Here is a 15,804-nt window from a genome sequence, read left to right as displayed (position 1 = left end):
GCTCCGAGAGACTCAGAGAACGTCCGGGCATGCTTCTTTGACTTTCCCCGGACAGCTCTGGTCCGGACACAGTCCTTTCGGTAGCGGGCAACAGCCCGTCCCCGAACTGGCGAGCCGAAGGCTCGCCAGGCGCGCCGAAGGCGCCATCCTTCGTGCAACCTATCGGATGGATTCTGCCGCCCCGCTTCGCGGGTCGGTTGCGCCCGGCAGACGGCCGCCGGGCGCTCGCAGAACGGACTTTATCAGCAGCCTGCTAGTCCCAGCCGCGGCCTGCAAAGGGTATTATATACGGCGAATGAGCCGCGGCGATCCCCTCTGCCTGCGTCTGGCCCGCGCCGCATGCGCGGCGCTGCTGCTGCCGGTCGCGGCTCGGGCCGGCAACTCGAACTACCAGGATGTGCTCGTGGGCGAGCGCGCGGCGGGCATGGGGGGCGCCTTCACGGCCCTGGCCGACGACGCCAGCGCCTCCTACTACAATCCCGCGGGCCTGGCCACGATCGGCTCCCAGAACCTGTCCTTGTCGGCCAATGTGTTCGACTATAGGGTGCAGTACCTGCGCGATTATTTCCGCGGCCAGGACCTGCGCTCCAGCTCGGTCAGCTTCTTCCCCTCGGACTGGTACACCGTCATCCATACCACCCGGGCCACCTACGCGATCTCGGTCATCGTGCCCGAGAACCTATCGGCCACCGCTTCCGGCAATTTCAGCGCCCCCGGGATCCGTCTGCAGTTCAATGCCAACCAGAGCTTCCAGACCTACCTCATCGGCCCGGCCGTCGGCCTGTCGCTGACGCCCCGGCTCAGCGTGGGCGCGGCCGCCTACCTTCTTTACGGCCGCTACAGCAACAGTTTCCACGGCACGGTCTCCGACCCGGCGACCGGCCTGATCACGGACGAGATCTTCCAGCAGATCAATGGGTATCAAGTCGGGGTGCTGGGGCTGGCGGGGCTGAAGTACCGGCTCAGCGACCGCGTGCGCCTGGGCCTGGTCCTGCGCACCGGCGCGCAGCCGCACCACGTGGAGGACCGGCTCAGCGTGGAATACAACCCGGGCCGCACGGGGGCCGACGACAGGGGCCTGACCTATTATTCGCGCATCCCCTGGAGCACCACCCTGGGCGTGGCCTACCTTCCCGACCCCGCCTGGACGCTCGCCGCCGACCTGTCGGTCTATGCCGCGGCCCGGACGTCCCAGTACGGGATGGAGTACACGAACAAGACGATCTGCAACCTGAACCTGGGCGCGGAATATACCGCCACCCCGTCGGTGCCCTTGCGCTTCGGTTTCTTCACCAATCGCTCGGCCGCTCCCGGCCCCGCGGACGGCACGCAGGCCCAGCCCCCGCATGTGGACCAGTACGGCGTGACCGCGAGCGTGGGGCTGGTCAAGGGCGCGGTCTCGACCGCATGCGGGGTCAAGCTCGCCGCAGGCTGGGGCCAGGCCAACAGCATCGAGGGCCACGTCATCAACGACACCACGCAGGAAGCGGCGTTGTTCCTGGGGGGGACTTTCCGCTTCTAGCTCCTCGACACCGATTATGATAAACCTCATTCCCATACTCCAGACCGCCATCGGCCCGGCCATCCTCATCTCCGGCGTGGGCCTGCTGCTCCTGACCATGACCAACCGCCTGGGCCGGGTCATAGACCGCGCCCGGGCCCTCGATGCCCAGCTCTCGCAGGGGCCGGAAAGCGACCAGCGCCGGCGCCTGGTGCTGCAGCTGCTCATCCTCTGGCAGCGCGCCCGCCTCATCCGCCTGGCCATCATGCTGGCCTCCGCCAGCGCCCTGTCGGCGGCCCTGCTCATCATCGTGCTCTTCTTCACCGCGCTGGGGACCTTCGAGAGCCCCTGGCTCATCGGCGGCCTCTTCATCCTCTGCATGGCCAGCCTGGTATCCTCGCTGGCCGTGTTCATCCACGACATCAACGAAGGCCTGACCGCGCTGCGGCACGAGCTCTCCGACGCCGGCATGGGGAAGCTCTAAAGCGTCATGGGCCTCGACGTCGTCACCCTTTCGCGCCTGCAGTTCGCCCTCACCATCACGTTCCACTACCTCTTCCCGCCGCTGGCCATCGGCCTGGGCGCTCTGCTCGTGTTCATGGAGGGGGCCTTCCACGTCACCGGCGACCAGGACTGGGAGCGTCTGGCCCGGTTCTGGACCAAGATCTTCGCGGTCAACTTCGCTTTGGGCGTGGCCAGCGGCATCGTCATGGAGTTCCAGTTCGGCACCAACTGGTCGAGCTACGCGCGCTTCGTAGGCGACGTGTTCGGCTCCGCGCTCGCCGCCGAGGGCATCTTCGCCTTCTTCTTGGAGTCGGGCTTCTTGGCCGTGCTGGTCTTCGGCTGGGACCGCGTCTCGCCCCGCATGCACCTGCTCGCCACCGTGCTGGTGTCCCTGGGCTCGGTCTTCTCCGCGGTCTGGATCGTGATCGCCAACTCCTGGCAGCAGACCCCCGCCGGCTACGCCTTGGTCAGCCACGGAGGCGTGCTGCGCGCCGAGATCACGGACTTCTGGGCCGTGGTCTTCAACCCCTCCAGCGTCCAGCGCCTGGTCCACACGCTGCTCGGAGCCTACTTGGTCGGAGGCGCCTTCGTGGCCAGCGTCTCCGCCTATCACGTGCTCAAGGGCCGCCACGCGGGGCTCATGCGCAAGTCCCTCGGGCTCTCCGTGCTCTTCGCCGCCGCCGCCGCGCTCGCCTTGCCCCTTTCCGGAGACCTGCAGGCTCGGGTCGTGGCGCGCACCCAGCCGGCCAAACTCGCGGCCTTCGAGGGCCTCTACCGCACCACCGCGCGCGCGCCGCTCTCCTTGGCGGGCCTGCCGGATGACGCGCGCCAGGAGGTCCGCTTCGGCGTGGCCGTGCCGGGGCTCTTGAGCCTGCTCGTGCACCACCGCTGGAACGCATCGGTGACCGGCCTCGACGCCTTCAAGGCCGAGGACCGCCCCCCGGTCCTGCCCTGCTACCTCCTCTATCACGCGATGATCGGCGCCGGCATGGCCTTGGCCGCGCTCTTCGTGCTGGCCGCCTGGCGCCTGCGCCGAGGCCGGCTCCATGAGGACCGGCTCCTGCTCTGGAGCCTGGTCTGGGCCGTGGGGCCGGCGCTGGCGGCCGGCGAGCTCGGCTGGTGCGCGGCCGAGGTCGGCCGCCAGCCCTGGATCGTCTACGGCCTCCTGCGCACCTCGCAGGCGGCCTCGCGCGCGGTGCCGCCCGCGCACATCCTGGCCTCCATGGCGCTCTTCGCCGCGGTCTACGCCCTGCTGGGCGCGGTCTGGGTGAGCGTGCTCGACGAGAAGATCCGCCGCGGGCCGGACGCCGAGGATGAGGCGAAGGCCGGCGGCTGGATGGACGCGGCTGCCGAGCGCGCCGACCCGGCGGGCCGGTCCTTCACCGAGCCGCGCCAGGAGGCCTGATGGACCTGCGCGCGCTGTGGTTCATGCTGCTGGGCGTGCTGCTGGCCGGCTACGCGGTGCTCGACGGCTTCGACCTCGGAGTCGGCATCCTGCACCTGGGAGCGCGCGACGACCGCGAGCGGCGCATCTTCCTCAACTCGATCGGCCCGCTCTGGGACGGCAACGAGGTCTGGCTGGTGACCTTCGGCGGCGCGCTCTTCGCCGCCTTCCCCGAGGCCTACGCCACCGCCTTCTCCGCTTTCTACCTGGCCTTCATGCTGCTCCTCTTCGCTCTCATCTTTCGCGCGGTGTCCCTGGAGTTCCGCGGCAAGCGCGATTCCGCCGCTTGGCGGGGCTTTTGGGACGCGTCGTTCTTCGGCGCGAGCCTCGCGGCCGCTCTGCTCTTCGGCGTGGCGGTGGGCGACTCCATGCTGGGCATCCCCATCGGCGCGGACCACGAGTTCGCGGGGACTTTTTTCGGGCTGCTGCGGCCTTACGCCCTCCTGGTCGGCGCGCTCAACGTATCGCTCTTGGCCCTGCACGGTTCGCTCTACCTGCAGCTCAAAACGGAGGGGGAACTGCAGGAACGCTTGCGCCGCTGGAGCTGGCAGGCCTTCGGCGTCTTCCTGACCTTGTACTTGGCCACGACCTTGGTGACCTTGGCGCGCGTGCCCAGGGCCTTGGTCAATTTCGAGCGCATGCCCTGGCTGTGGGCCGTGGTGGCGGCCAGCGTCCTAGCTCTGGCCAACATCCCGCGCTCGCTCCACCTGCGCCGCCCCGGCTGGGCCTTCCTGTCCTCGGCCGCGGCCATCGCGTCCTTGGTCGCCCTCTTCGGCGCGGCCCTCTACCCGAACCTCATCGTGTCCAGCCTCGACCCCGCCTGGAGCCTGACCGTGGCCAACGCCGCCTCCTCGCAGAAGACCTTGGGCATCATGGCCCTCATCGCGGCTTTGGGCCTGCCTTTCGTGCTCAGCTACACCGCGGTCATCTACTGGGTGTTCCGCGGCAAGGTGGAGCTGGGCAAGCTCAGCTATTAGCGCCGCGCGAGCCTGCCGCGTGCTAGAATCTAATCAGCGATCGGAGGTGCCCTATGGCTGAGTCCACCAACAAGAGCTGCGCTCTGGCGCAGCGGGAATGCATCCCTTGCCGGGGCGGAGTCGCCCCTCTGCAGGGGGAGGAGCTGCGCAAGCTCCAGACCGAGCTGGGCGGAGGCTGGCGGGTCGTAGACGGCAAGCGGCTGGAGAAGGAGTTCAAGTTCCCGGACTTCCGCCAAGCGCTGGCCTTCGCCAACAAGGTGGGGGAGTTGGCCGAGCGCGTCAACCACCACCCGGACCTCGCCATAGCCTGGGGCCAGGCCACCGTGGTCATCTGGACGCACAAGATCGGCGGGCTCTCCGAGGCGGACTTCGTCTTCGCGGCCAAAGCCGACGGATTGTAGTCCGGCCGCGCGCGGGTTCACTCGTCTCCGGTCAGGAACCCCGTCACCGACTCAAGCCAGCTCAAGGGCGTCGGCATAACCGCGAACTGCGGCTGGGCGGCCGTGCCCGTGATCCGGACCACGACGAGTATCCCCAGATTGCCCACGACCCGCGCGGCGTATTTCTTGATGTCGAGCGACGGCAGGAGTATCCTGCGGTTGAGGCGGGTGTGCACGGTGATGTCGAGCGGCCCGCGCGGGTCCGCCCGGCCCGAGAGACTCAGCGCCATCTGGTCGCTGAACAGATAAACGGAATCGGCTTGGATCACGCCGCGGGTCAGAAGCAAGGCGCCTTCGGCCTCGGAGAAGACGGTGTTGTTGTGCTCCTTTCCAAAAAGGATGTCGCCGAGCTGGCCCAGGAGGGGGAACCGGAGCAGCCGCCCTTGCCTGAGCTTGAGCGCCACCTTGCCGCTGAGCTCCCAGAGGTCCCGCAGGGGGCCGCGCACTTGTCCGTCGAGGCTCAGCCGCCCGTTGAGCTGTTTGGACTTGAGGCGGGGAATGTCTCGCAGGCGTTCGAGGTCGAGGTCTTTGACGACCAAAGTCGTTTCGTGCGCGGCCGGTCCGGCCGCGAAGTCCAGACTCGTCTTGCCGGCGAGCGTCCCTCCGTAGCCCGAGGCGGTGAAGGACGAGAGCCTCAGGCGCCGCTCCTTCTGTTCCAGGTCGAAGGAGAGGCTGTCCAAGCGCAGACCCCAGGCCGCGAAGTCCTCGGCCGCCGCCCGCAGGGAGACCTGCCAGTCCGAAGGCGAATCCAGGGGCCCCGCGGCCGAGCCCTCGAGAGTGACTGCCCCTGCCAGCCCGATGCGCGCCACGGGCCGCAGCAGCCGCTCCGGCAGCAGGAAGCTCACGTCGGACCAGGAGGTCCGGATCTTGCCGCTCAGGTCGAAGGCCGGGGCGTCCACCCACCCCGAAAGATCGAGCCGGGTCGAGGGCCCGGCACCGCTCAGCCGGCTGATGCGCCAGCGGCCGCTCTGCAGCCGCGCGGCCAGGTCGAAGCGCGCGCGCGGCGAGGCCGAGGCCACGGAAGCCTCGATCTTGGGCTCCCGGAAGCCCCGCGCCAGGCCGCTGGTCCGGCAGGCAAGGCCCTGGTAGTTGAAGGCGACACCTTTCCAGCGCGCGGCCTCCGCCGAGAACTCCACCCCTCCGCGCAGCCTGCGCAGCGGCGCGGCCAGGAACCGGCTCTCCAAAGTGGCGCCGTCGAATGCCATCCCGCCGTGCAGGCTGGCCAGCAGGCCGGCCGCCCGGCCGCGCAGGTGCGCCCGGAACGACGCGGCGCCGCTCACGCGCAGGTCCGCCGACTCCTGGGAGCCGGCCCGCAGCAGGCGCTGGAGTTCCACGCGCTCGCCGGCGGCCTCGATATCGAAGACCGGGTCGGTCCAGCCGTCCATCCGGGCGCGCAGGCGCAGGGGGATCCCGACGAGGGCCAGGCGCAGGTCTTCGGCCGAGACTCCGTCCTGCGTCAGCACGACATCGCCCGCGATGGACTCCGCGGCCAAGGGCGGCACGCTGAGCTCCAGCTTCGCCTGGCGCAGGCTCAGGCGCGTCGCGTGCGTGGTCTCCCCGTCCGATAGGGGCGTGACGATGACGGAGCTGACCCCGGCGTCGCCGAGGAACTCGAACCGGGCGTCCCGGGCGCGGAGGCCGGCGACCTCGGCCTTCAGAGCGGTCCGGAACTTCCCGTCGGCCAGGCTGACCTCCGCGGAGACGGGCCCGATCCGCCGCGCCGAGAGCGCCAGGGGCTGCAGCCGGACCAGCCCGGCGGCGGCCGCGGCCGGCAGCTCCTCCATGCGCAGGTCCGCGCGCAGCCGGCCCCGGGCGTCGAGCCGCCCCGCCAGCGTGAAGCGGCCCTGGGCCCCGCTGCTGCCCAGGCGGCCTGAGGCCTCGACGACATAGCCGCCCCCGGCTTCGCCGCGCGCGCGCGCGCGCAGGCCCGTGGCCACGAACTCTCCCGCCCGCTCTTCCGCGAATCGCACCGTCCCGTCGTCCACCTCCAGGCGCAGCAGGCTCGGCCCGGACCCCGCGGAGGGGGCGGAGTCCAAAGACAGGCCGGGGAGGTTGAGGCCGTCGGCGGGGCGGTAGCGCAGGCGCAGTTCCGGGCCGTGCAGCCGCAAGGCTGATATGACGACCTGCCCGCGGCGGAGCAAGGCCGGCCAGCTGATGGTCAGGCTGACTTTGGGCACCGAGAGCAGGACGGTGGCGCCGTCGGCATCGAAGACCACGGCGTCCCGCATCCAGACGCCGCGGAAGGGGGTGTAGTGGATCTGGCCGATCCTCGCCCGGCGGTGGAGCGCGGCGGCCACCCCGTCCTCGACGCAGCCCTTCAACCTGGCCGGCACGAAGACGCGGTCCAGATAGACCGTGGCGGCCAGGGCGGCCGCGGCTGCGGCGGCCAGCCTCCGCAGCCAGGCCCGGCGCGCCCGATCCGTCATCATGACGCCTCTGCGGCGCTCAGCGGGCTGTCCGGTAGGCGATATAGGTCCTCTTCCCCTTGCGGACCTCGACGCCCTGGAACACATGGCTGCCGGCCACCGCGCCGGCGGCGTCGATGAAGCTCGCGGCCAGGTCGTGCCTGCCGGGGGGCAGGCGCAGGCGGGCCATCCGGATCTGGGCGGGGAGGGTGCCCCAGCCGCGGGTGTCCGCCGCCTCGGTGCCGGCGGCCAAGGCGCTGCCGACCGCCCCGACGACCAGGCCGGCCAGATCGCCGCCCTGCTTTTTAGCTTCCATCTCGGCCTGCCTCGCCAGGATGAATTTGACCGTGGCCCGGGCGATGGCGCGGGTCTCGATCAATGCCAGCCGGTCCTTGAGATCGCCGGCCGCGATGGCGGAGATGTCCTCCATGAGCAGCGTCTTCGCGGCGGCGGCGCCGCAGCGCAGCTCGGAGGCGACGACCGTGAAGGGATCCTGCACGTATGCCGGATAGGAGACCACGATGCTGTTCCCAGTGACCCCGGCCCGGAGGGCGTTCTGGACCTTCTGCTGCGTGGCCGCGTCCTCGCTGTCGGCCTTGGACGCACCCACCGCCGCCAGGCCCCGGCCCCAGGCCACCTGGAAGGTCTTCGATATCTTCCGCGGAGCCACGCCGTTGAAATGGATGAACACGACTTCCCCGGACCCGTCCCGGCCGAGCGGCGGCAGCCCGAAATCCGGGACCGGAGTCTGATACTTCGCGGCGTACCATCCATAGGCGCCGTTGGCGGCTTCGTAGGAGATGCGCGCGTCGTCGCTCTGCCCGGCGTCCGCATAGAGCAGGCTGTCGAGGTAGCGGGCGAAGGCGTCGTCCTTGTAGACGCCCTTGCGCCCCCGCGCGGCGTTGATCTCGTCGAGGAGCCGCTCGACCTTGCGGGCCTCCACCAAGGCCTCGCCGGGCTGGCCCATGAAGATGCGGTTGAGGGCCCGGAACACGTTGGTGAGGGCCCTTTCGAAGACTTCGCCGGCGTACTCCTGGGTGCTGTCGTTGAGGAGCAGAGTCCCGGCGGCCTGCGAGACGCTTTTGGTGTAGAGCTCATCCATGCGCCTCTCGGCCATGTCGAAATGCTCGTCGCTTTCCTTGTATCGGCCCGCGTGGTGGAGCACCGTTGCGACGTCGAGATGGTAGAGCACGGCATTGTGCTTTCCGTACTGCCTCTCCTTGGCCTGCTCGAGGTAGGACGCGGCCCCGGCGAAGTCCCCGGCGGCCAGCATCTTGTTGGCCGTCTGCATGACCTTGATGGACGGACCGGCGCAGCCGGCAAAGGCCGATAGCAGCAGCAGCACGCACCACGGGGCGTCGGGTCGTTGGGATCTCATGGCCGATCTCTTGAACGCTATGATATCAATAACGGAGCCGCTCAAAAACCGAAGTTCAGGATGGCGCGATAATCCGAATAAGAGGCCAGGAGCCGAGAGTGTGAATTGTTCACCCAGGCCCCCCGCAGCCTGAGCCAAAGCCCCGTGGCCCAGCCCTTGAAGCGGTAGTCCACGGTCAGGTCGGCCTCGCGCTGGAAAGGATAATCCCACCCTTGGCGGATCATGGCCGACCTGGTGTAGTCCGCGAAGGCTTTCAGCCCGTCGAGCCTGGTGCCCTGGAAGTCATAGGCCGCGCCCAGAAGCCAGGCCTGTTCGCCGGCCAGGTCGCAGTCTTCCTCCATGATGGAGGTATAGCCGGGATAACTCGCCCAGGGATTGACGATGTCGTGCTCCCTGTCCGTGGCCGTGTAGCCGCCCCTGACGGTCAGGCCCTTCCAGAAGGCCTGGCTCAGCAGTCCGAACATGCCGGTCTGGAACCTCCCGCCCACGGCCTTGCCCGCGTCCCGCTGCAGGAAACCCTGCGCCGAGAGTCCGAGGTCCAGGTCGCGCCAGATTCCCCAGCGGGAGTCGGCCTGCAGATAGGCGACGTTCATGAATTCGTAGCAGTAATAGTCCCAGCCCTGCAGGGTCAGGCTGGGTGACGGCCGATAGACCGCTCCAGCCAAGGTGACCGGATAGTCCGTCCCGGGAAAGCCCGCGGCCGCCGACATGGCGAGGAACCGAGAGGAGGTCCAGGGCTTGATGCGGGACACATGGGAGACCGTGAACTCCACATGGGGCACGGCGCTGGACACCAACGTGTAGGCCTCGTAGGTCACGGGCACCATCTTGATATCCCAACTGTTGAGGAAAGGGGTCTCCAACATCTGCCGGTAGAGCTTGAGGCGCGAACGCCCCCGGCCGGCCTGCAGATAGGCCTGGCCCAGGACCGAATAGCTGGTCTGCCCTGGGGCGAGGAGATTGGCCCCGTCGCGACTGCCCGGCACTATGCCCAGGCGCTGGGAAAGGTAGCCGGCCAGGCCCGCGCTCACGCCCTGCCAGGGCGGGGTCTCATAATGCAGCCAGCCCCCGCCGGCCAGGCTCTCCTGGGTCTGGGGCAGGTCGAAGGCCCGGCGCATGTACATGACCCGGATGTCGCCGTCGATCTTGCCGACGCGCAGGAAGCCCGCCAGCGTCGAGCCGGGCTCGGCGGCGGACAGCGGTGCGGCCAGGCCAAGAGCGAGAGCGGCAGCCATCAGCCGCACGCATGTCGGCATCTTCATCTCCCCAGGGTGGCAGGCCAGAATTCCCGCCAATGCTACATCCTTAATGACCGGACCTGCAAGGGGACGAATCAAATCCGCAACCATGACTAATATTTGACCGCAACCGGCTAAGCTATGGCTCGGAGGGGGGCCCTGACGCGATGGAGGATCTATGGCTCTCTCAAAGAACATACTGGTGACCGGAGCGACCGGCAAGCAGGGCTCGGCCGTGGCCCAGGCGCTCCTCAGGCGGGGGCAGAAGGTCCGCGCTTTGACGCGCAAGCCCGAGACGGCATGCGCGCTGGCCAAGGCCGGGGCAGCGGTCGTGCGCGGAGACTTCGACGACCGCTCCAGCATCGAGTCCGCCCTGCGCGGCTGCGACGGCATCTTCGCCATGTCCACCCCGTTCGAGGCCGGCATGGAGTCCGAGGTGCGGCAGGGGATGCTGTTGGCGGACGCCGCCAAAGCCGCGGGCATCGGGCACTTCGTCTACTCCTCGGTGGTCGGCGCCGACCGCGGCACGGGCATCCCGCACTTCGAGACCAAATACCGCGTCGAGCAGCACATCAAAGGTCTGGTCCTGCCCTACACCATCCTGCGGCCGGTCTGGTTCATGGAGAACTTCGGGACCTGGCTGCTGCCCGGGATACAGAAAGGCACTCTAACGGCGCCGCTCTGGCCGCAGACCCGGCTGCACATGATCTCGCTGCGCGACATCGGCGAGTTCGCGGCCGCGGCCTTCCTGCACCCGGAGCGCTACCTCGGCCGCGAGATCACGCTGGCCGGCGACGCGCTGAGCTTCCCGGAGGTGGCCGAGATGCTCGCCAAGGCCCTGGGGCACAGGGTCGTCTTCAAGAGCATCCCCGATGCCCAAGCCGAGAAGGCGGTGGGCCCGGACATGGCCAAGATGTTCCGCTGGTTCAACCAGGAGGGTTGCGATGTGGACATCCACGCCCTGGAGCAGACTTACGGCATCCGCCTGACCAAGTTCGCCGAGGTCCTGGCCAACGAGGCGTGGGCCAAGCCGCCGCTGGTGGGCGGCCGCAACCCGTAGCGTGGAAGCACCTGACTCAAGCCGGGGGAATTTCATACCATAAAGACGTTGAAGACCATCCTCGGCATCAACGCCGTGTTCCACGATTCCTCGGCGGCTCTCCTGGTGGAGGGCCGCTTGCGCGCCGTGGCCGAGGAGGAGCGCTGCTCGCGCGTGCGCCACGCCAAGCGCGCCAGCGTGGACAACACTCCCATCCTGCCCTATCTGGCCATCGACGAGGCCCTGCGCGCGGCCGGGCTGGACTTCTCACGGGTCGACGAGGTCGCCTACAGCTTCGACCCGGCGGCGCGCTTCGCGGCCCTGGGCCGCCTGCCCGAGGACCCCGGCATCCCGGCCGGAGACTACGGCAGCCCGGAGGGCGAAAGACGCTTCCATGACCTCATCCTCCTCACGGCCGGCCTGCTCAAGGCGCGCTACGGCCGCCAGGTCCCGGTGCGCTTCATCCCTCATCACGACTGCCACATGGCCGCATCCTATTATTCCTGCCCCTGGGACGAGGCCGCCTTGCTGACCGTCGACGGCATCGGAGAGGACGACACCGTCACCTGGGGGCGCTGCGGCCGCGGAGGCCTGGAGAGGCTGGGGCGGCTGGAGTATCCGCATTCCTTGGGCTTCCTGTGGGAACGGGTGACCCAGTGGGCCGGCCTCACCCCGAACCTCGACGAAGGCACCACCATGGCCTTGGCCGCCTACGGCGACCCGGAACGCTTCCGCGCGGCTCTGCGCCGGGTCCTAAGACCGCTGGCCGACGGGACTTTCCGCGTCGAAGCCGCCCTGGCCCGGTTCCGCGCTCCCGACGTGCGCGGCTTCGAGGAGCTCCTCGGCCCCCGGCGCCTGCCCCAGGAGCCCCTGCTCTGGCAAGGCGAGGACCGCCGGCACGCGGATGCGGCCGCGGCCCTGCAGGAGCTCACCGAAGAGGCGCTCTGCGGCCTGGCCCGCCGGGTGCGCCGGGAGGCCGGGGTCCCCCGGCTGGCCCTGGCCGGCGGAGTCGCGCTCAACTGCCTGGCCAACACCGCGGTCGCCCGCTGCGGAGCCTTCGACGAGATCTGGGCCTTCCCCGCGGCCACGGACTGCGGCACCGCCTTCGGCGCGGCCTGCGTCGGCTCGCGCCTGGCCGGGACCGAGCCCGTACGGGAGGAGTGGACCCACGCCTTCCGGGGCCCGGCCGAGCCGGCGGCCAGCGTCTCCCAGGCCCTGTCCGAGGCCCGGCTGCAAGCCCCGGCCCGGCCCGACTCCGAGCTGGTGGCCGAATCCGCCGGACTCTTGGCCTCCGGCAAGGTCGTGGCCTGGTACGAGGGCGCCTGCGAAGTGGGGCCGCGGGCCCTCTGCCACCGCAGCCTGCTCGCCGACCCGCGCCAGGCCTCCATGCGCGGCCACCTCAACCTCCGGGTCAAGCACCGCCAGGCCTTCCGACCCTATGGCCCGGTGGTCCGCGAGCAGGACGCCGCGGAGTACTTCGACATCCCTCCCGCCCTCCGGGGGCCCTGCCGGTTCATGCTGGCCGCCGTGCCGGTCAAGGCCGGGGCGCGCCAGCGGATCGCGGCAGTGCTCCATGAGGACGGCACGACGCGGCCGCAGATCATCTCTCAGCAAGCCCATCCGCGCCTCCACGCCCTTCTGGGCGAGTTCGGCCGCAGGACCGGGGTGCCTTTGCTCATCAACACCTCGTTCAACGACCGCGAGCCCATCGTGGGAACGCCGGCGCACGCCTTGGCCACATTCCTGCGCGCCGAGATAGATGCTTTGGTCCTTGAGGACAGACTGCTAGTCAAACAAACGAGCGCAGCACCTTCGGTGCTGCGCAACCGCCGGTCCCCCGCGGGGACCGGCGGTTCCGTTGGGGGGCCGTCGTCGTGAAACCTGAGCGGCCCCACGATCCCCGCCGCCCCATCGACCATCACATCCAGAACACCCCCCAAGGGCGCGAGCTGGTGCTCGCGCTCTACACCAAGGGCTGCCGGTACCATCAGTGCTCTTTCTGCTCCTTGCCCGCCCTCTCAGCGGGCGACGCCGCAATCGGCGCGGCCGACATCAAGGCTCAAGTGGACCATGTCCTAGACGCGATCCCGGCGAGGCAGCGCCGCAGCATCCGCCGCGTCACGGTCTACAATTCGGGCTCGGTCCTGGACCAGCGCACCTTGCCCACCGCGGCCCTCTGGCATCTCTTCGAGAGATTGTCCGACTTCCCGGAGCTGGCCGAAGTCTCCTTGGACACGCGCGCCGAGTTCGTGGAAGGCTGGGAGCTCGATGGGCTCAAGGCCCGGCTCGGCGGCCGCCGCTTGACCGTGGCCGTAGGCTACGAGACCGCCAACGAGCGCATCCGCAACAAGGTGCTGCGCAAAGGCTTGAGCGAGGAGACCTTCCAGAAGCTGGCCCGGCTCTGCTCGGTCAAGGGGGTGCGCCTGAAGGCCTACGTGCTCATCAAGCCTGACGCGGCGCTGAGCGAGGAGCAGGCGGTGGCGGAAGCGGTCCGGACTTTGAGGCATCTGCGCGCCACGGGCCGCCGCCTGAAGCTGGGGATGGAAGCCCATCTCAATCCCACCTATGTGGCGCGCGGCTCGGCTCTGGAGAAGGAGTTCCGCTCCAGGAAGTACCAGCCGCCGAGGCTGTGGTCCATCGTGGACATCGTCTCGCGCCTGGAAGGCTCCGGGCTGCCCATCCACGTGGGTCTGCACACCGAGGGGCTGGCGGTGCGGGGGGGGACCTTCCGGAACTGCGGCCGCTGCGACGGACGCGTCAGAGCCGCGCTGCGGGCCTTTTCCAGCAGCCAGGACTACGGGCTGCTGCGTGGGCTGGATTGCCCCTGCCGGGCCCGCGGCGCAGCCGCATGAGGGACAAGTCCGCCGCGAGCCTCGACCTGTTCATTGTCAGCGCCCTCCTGCTGTTCCTCGAGTTCGTCCTGATCCGGTGGATCACAGCCAGCATCTCCATCACCGCGTACTACTCGAACATCATCCTGATCAGTTGCTTCCTGGGTTTCGGCCTCGGCTGCATGCTGTCTTCGCGCCGCGATTTTTCCCGCTGGGCGGCTGCGGTCCTCGTCCTGCTGATCCTCGTGTGCCGGCTCTACGACGGGGCGACGATCGCCAGTCCCTTCGGCGCCGACTACATATTCTCCTCCAAGGGACCAACGCACGGCTTCTTCATCGTTCCGGCGGTCTATGCCGGCGTCGCGTGCCTGTTCACCTGCATCGGGCAGCGGCTCGGAGCCGAGATGAACGGCCTGGCTCCCCTGCGCGGCTACACGGTCAACATCGCGGGAAGCCTGTTCGGGACCGCGCTCTTCGGCCTGTTCAGCTTCTGGCAGACGACGCCCACCGCTTGGTTCATCGTCGTCTTCCTGGCGCTGGCGCTGCTCGCCCGCCGCCATCGGCGCGCGCTGGCCGCGACGGGCCTGCTGGCCGTCCTCTCGGTGGTCGTCGTCCACGCCCAGCAGAAGACTTCTCTGTGGTCGCCCTACTACAAGATCAGGCTCTCTGCGATCCCGCCTGCAGGATCCGGGTCGTTCGGTGTCGAGGTCAACAACGACTACCATCAATACGGGCTGAACCTCTCCCGCCAGTGGACGAGCCGGGACCCGTGGTTGCGCGACTGGGGCCGGATCTACGACTTCCCCTACGAGATCTCGGGCAAGACTGCCCCCGAGGTGCTCGTCCTCGGAGCCGGAACGGGCAACGACGTGGCCGCCGCCCTGCGCCACGACGCCGCGCGCGTCGACGCCGTCGAACTCGATCCTCTCATCTACGACATCGGGCTGCGTCGACATCCCGAGCGCCCGTACGCGGACGCGCGAGTCCATGTCTTCCTCAACGACGCCCGGTTCTTCCTGAAGAACCCCGGACGCCGCTACGACATGGTCGTCATCGGCTGGCTCGACTCCCACCGGCTGTTCTCGAGCCTGTCGAACGTCCGGCAGGACAACTTCATGTACACCGTCGAGAGCATGCGCCAGATCCGCTCGGCGCTGAAAGAGGACGGTGTCTTGTGCCTGAGCTTCTATGTCGGCCGCCCCTGGGTGGCCAAGAAGCTGCAGGGCATGCTGGCCGGCGGCTTCGGGCACCCCCCTGCGATCTACAACTACCCGGCGGGAGGCTACGGGGACGGCGGGCATCTCATGGTCATCGGGCCGCACGCGGCCCCATCCCGAACCATGCCCGGGTTCAACGATATCGACCGGGTCTACGAGACGCTCAAGCCCACGCCGGTGCCGACTGACGATTGGCCGTTTCTGTACTATCAGGACCGGACGATCTCGCGCGACTACGCGATCGCGCTTCTTTTGATATTGGGGATTTCAATCGCGGGGGTGAGCCTCGCCATGCCGAGCCGGCTGGCCGCGACGCGCTCGAACGCGACCTTCTTTCTCCTGGGGGCCGGGTTCCTGCTCCTCGAAGTCAAGAATCTCAATCGTCTCGCGCTGGCGTTCGGGTCCACCTGGCTGGTCACCAGCATCGCGGTGTCCGGGGTCCTGACCATGGTCCTGCTCTCGGTCTGGTGCCTTCAGAACCGGCTCGCCCCGAGGGAGTCCTGGACCTGGGCTGGGCTGTTCGGATCGATCGTCCTCGCCGCCTGCTGGCCGTCCGGCCTCCTGGCCCGCCCGCTCTGGGACGGGGCCCTGACGGCCCTGGTCATCTCGTCGACGTTCTTCTTCACCAACATCGCCTTCGCCCGTTTCTTCGAGCGGACGGGAGCCCCGGGAGAATCCTTGGGCTTCAACGTGCTCGGCTCCGTCATCGGCGGCCTGCTCGAGTACGGGACTTTGATCGTGGGATTCAAGGCGATGTACGGGCTCGCCGTCTTCTTTTATGCGGCCGCTTGGTGGAGCGGGAGACGGCGGCCGGCGTTGAGCAGCTAAGC

At 68.9% G+C, this 15,804-nt stretch carries 12 protein-coding genes; 9 read left to right on the top strand and 3 right to left on the bottom strand.

Going from position 1 to position 15,804, the window contains the following annotated elements:
* The first annotated feature begins 295 nt into the window (after positions 1-295).
* Genes NTY77_02800 through NTY77_02780 form a run of 5 tightly spaced genes read left to right on the top strand, consistent with a single transcriptional unit; the run spans position 296 to position 4,827 of the window.
* Positions 296-1,522, top strand: a complete 1,227-nt coding sequence (locus tag NTY77_02800; GenBank protein MCX5794411.1) for an outer membrane protein transport protein — start codon at positions 296-298, stop codon at positions 1,520-1,522.
* A 16-nt stretch (positions 1,523-1,538) separates the two neighbouring features.
* Complete coding sequence (locus tag NTY77_02795) at positions 1,539-1,985, top strand: DUF2721 domain-containing protein (GenBank protein MCX5794410.1); 447 nt, start codon at positions 1,539-1,541, stop codon at positions 1,983-1,985.
* A gap of 6 nt (positions 1,986-1,991) precedes the next feature.
* Positions 1,992-3,410, top strand: coding sequence for a cytochrome ubiquinol oxidase subunit I (locus NTY77_02790; GenBank protein ID MCX5794409.1), 1,419 nt, complete (start codon positions 1,992-1,994; stop codon positions 3,408-3,410).
* Positions 3,410-4,426, top strand: coding sequence for a cytochrome d ubiquinol oxidase subunit II (gene cydB / locus NTY77_02785; GenBank protein MCX5794408.1), 1,017 nt, complete (start codon positions 3,410-3,412; stop codon positions 4,424-4,426). The genes NTY77_02790 and cydB overlap by 1 nt, the downstream gene beginning before the upstream one ends.
* A gap of 53 nt (positions 4,427-4,479) precedes the next feature.
* Positions 4,480-4,827 carry a 4a-hydroxytetrahydrobiopterin dehydratase gene (locus NTY77_02780; protein MCX5794407.1) on the top strand — a complete coding sequence of 116 codons (348 nt, stop codon included), beginning with the start codon at positions 4,480-4,482 and terminating at the stop codon, positions 4,825-4,827.
* Positions 4,828-4,844: 17 nt separating this feature from the next.
* Here NTY77_02780 and NTY77_02775 read toward each other — a convergent pair whose 3' ends face one another.
* Genes NTY77_02775 through NTY77_02765 form a run of 3 tightly spaced genes read right to left on the bottom strand, consistent with a single transcriptional unit; the run spans position 4,845 to position 9,905 of the window.
* A complete protein-coding gene (locus NTY77_02775; protein ID MCX5794406.1) occupies positions 4,845-7,295 on the bottom strand; it encodes a hypothetical protein in 2,451 nt (816 codons plus the stop codon).
* 16 nt (positions 7,296-7,311) lie between these two features.
* Complete coding sequence (locus tag NTY77_02770) at positions 7,312-8,649, bottom strand: hypothetical protein (GenBank protein ID MCX5794405.1); 1,338 nt, start codon at positions 8,647-8,649, stop codon at positions 7,312-7,314.
* A gap of 41 nt (positions 8,650-8,690) precedes the next feature.
* Positions 8,691-9,905: an OprD family outer membrane porin gene (locus tag NTY77_02765; protein MCX5794404.1), complete on the bottom strand. Its 1,215-nt coding sequence runs from the start codon at positions 9,903-9,905 to the stop codon at positions 8,691-8,693.
* Positions 9,906-10,065: 160 nt separating this feature from the next.
* Here NTY77_02765 and NTY77_02760 point away from each other — a divergent pair, with 160 nt between their 5' ends.
* The 4 genes from NTY77_02760 to NTY77_02745 are packed head-to-tail and all read left to right on the top strand — an operon-like array spanning position 10,066 to position 15,802.
* Positions 10,066-10,947, top strand: coding sequence for an NmrA/HSCARG family protein (locus NTY77_02760; GenBank protein ID MCX5794403.1), 882 nt, complete (start codon positions 10,066-10,068; stop codon positions 10,945-10,947).
* Between the two features lie 48 nt (positions 10,948-10,995).
* Positions 10,996-12,804, top strand: coding sequence for a carbamoyltransferase (locus NTY77_02755; protein ID MCX5794402.1), 1,809 nt, complete (start codon positions 10,996-10,998; stop codon positions 12,802-12,804).
* On the top strand, positions 12,801-13,778 hold the full coding sequence (locus NTY77_02750) for a hypothetical protein (GenBank protein ID MCX5794401.1): 978 nt from the start codon (positions 12,801-12,803) through the stop codon (positions 13,776-13,778). Before NTY77_02755 ends, NTY77_02750 begins: the two co-directional genes overlap by 4 nt.
* Complete coding sequence (locus NTY77_02745) at positions 13,775-15,802, top strand: hypothetical protein (protein MCX5794400.1); 2,028 nt, start codon at positions 13,775-13,777, stop codon at positions 15,800-15,802. The genes NTY77_02750 and NTY77_02745 overlap by 4 nt, the downstream gene beginning before the upstream one ends.
* Positions 15,803-15,804 lie beyond the last annotated feature (2 nt).

It is taken from the genome of Elusimicrobiota bacterium (assembly GCA_026388095.1).
In the GTDB taxonomy this organism is placed as follows: Bacteria; Elusimicrobiota; Elusimicrobia; order UBA1565; family UBA9628; genus UBA9628.
Note: the sequence above shows the minus strand (reverse complement) of the source record. Positions and strands in the feature narration are given on the sequence as shown.

Coding starts and splice junctions, on each gene's coding strand:
- NTY77_02790 (MCX5794409.1), top strand. CDS start 1,992: ATGGGCCTCGACGTCGTCACCCTTTCGCGCCTGCAGTTCGCCCTCACC.
- NTY77_02760 (MCX5794403.1), top strand. CDS start 10,066: ATGGCTCTCTCAAAGAACATACTGGTGACCGGAGCGACCGGCAAGCAG.
- cydB (MCX5794408.1), top strand. CDS start 3,410: ATGGACCTGCGCGCGCTGTGGTTCATGCTGCTGGGCGTGCTGCTGGCC.
- NTY77_02745 (MCX5794400.1), top strand. CDS start 13,775: ATGAGGGACAAGTCCGCCGCGAGCCTCGACCTGTTCATTGTCAGCGCC.
- NTY77_02780 (MCX5794407.1), top strand. CDS start 4,480: ATGGCTGAGTCCACCAACAAGAGCTGCGCTCTGGCGCAGCGGGAATGC.
- NTY77_02800 (MCX5794411.1), top strand. CDS start 296: ATGAGCCGCGGCGATCCCCTCTGCCTGCGTCTGGCCCGCGCCGCATGC.
- NTY77_02770 (MCX5794405.1), bottom strand. CDS start 8,649: ATGAGATCCCAACGACCCGACGCCCCGTGGTGCGTGCTGCTGCTGCTA.
- NTY77_02775 (MCX5794406.1), bottom strand. CDS start 7,295: ATGATGACGGATCGGGCGCGCCGGGCCTGGCTGCGGAGGCTGGCCGCC.
- NTY77_02765 (MCX5794404.1), bottom strand. CDS start 9,905: ATGCCGACATGCGTGCGGCTGATGGCTGCCGCTCTCGCTCTTGGCCTG.
- NTY77_02795 (MCX5794410.1), top strand. CDS start 1,539: ATGATAAACCTCATTCCCATACTCCAGACCGCCATCGGCCCGGCCATC.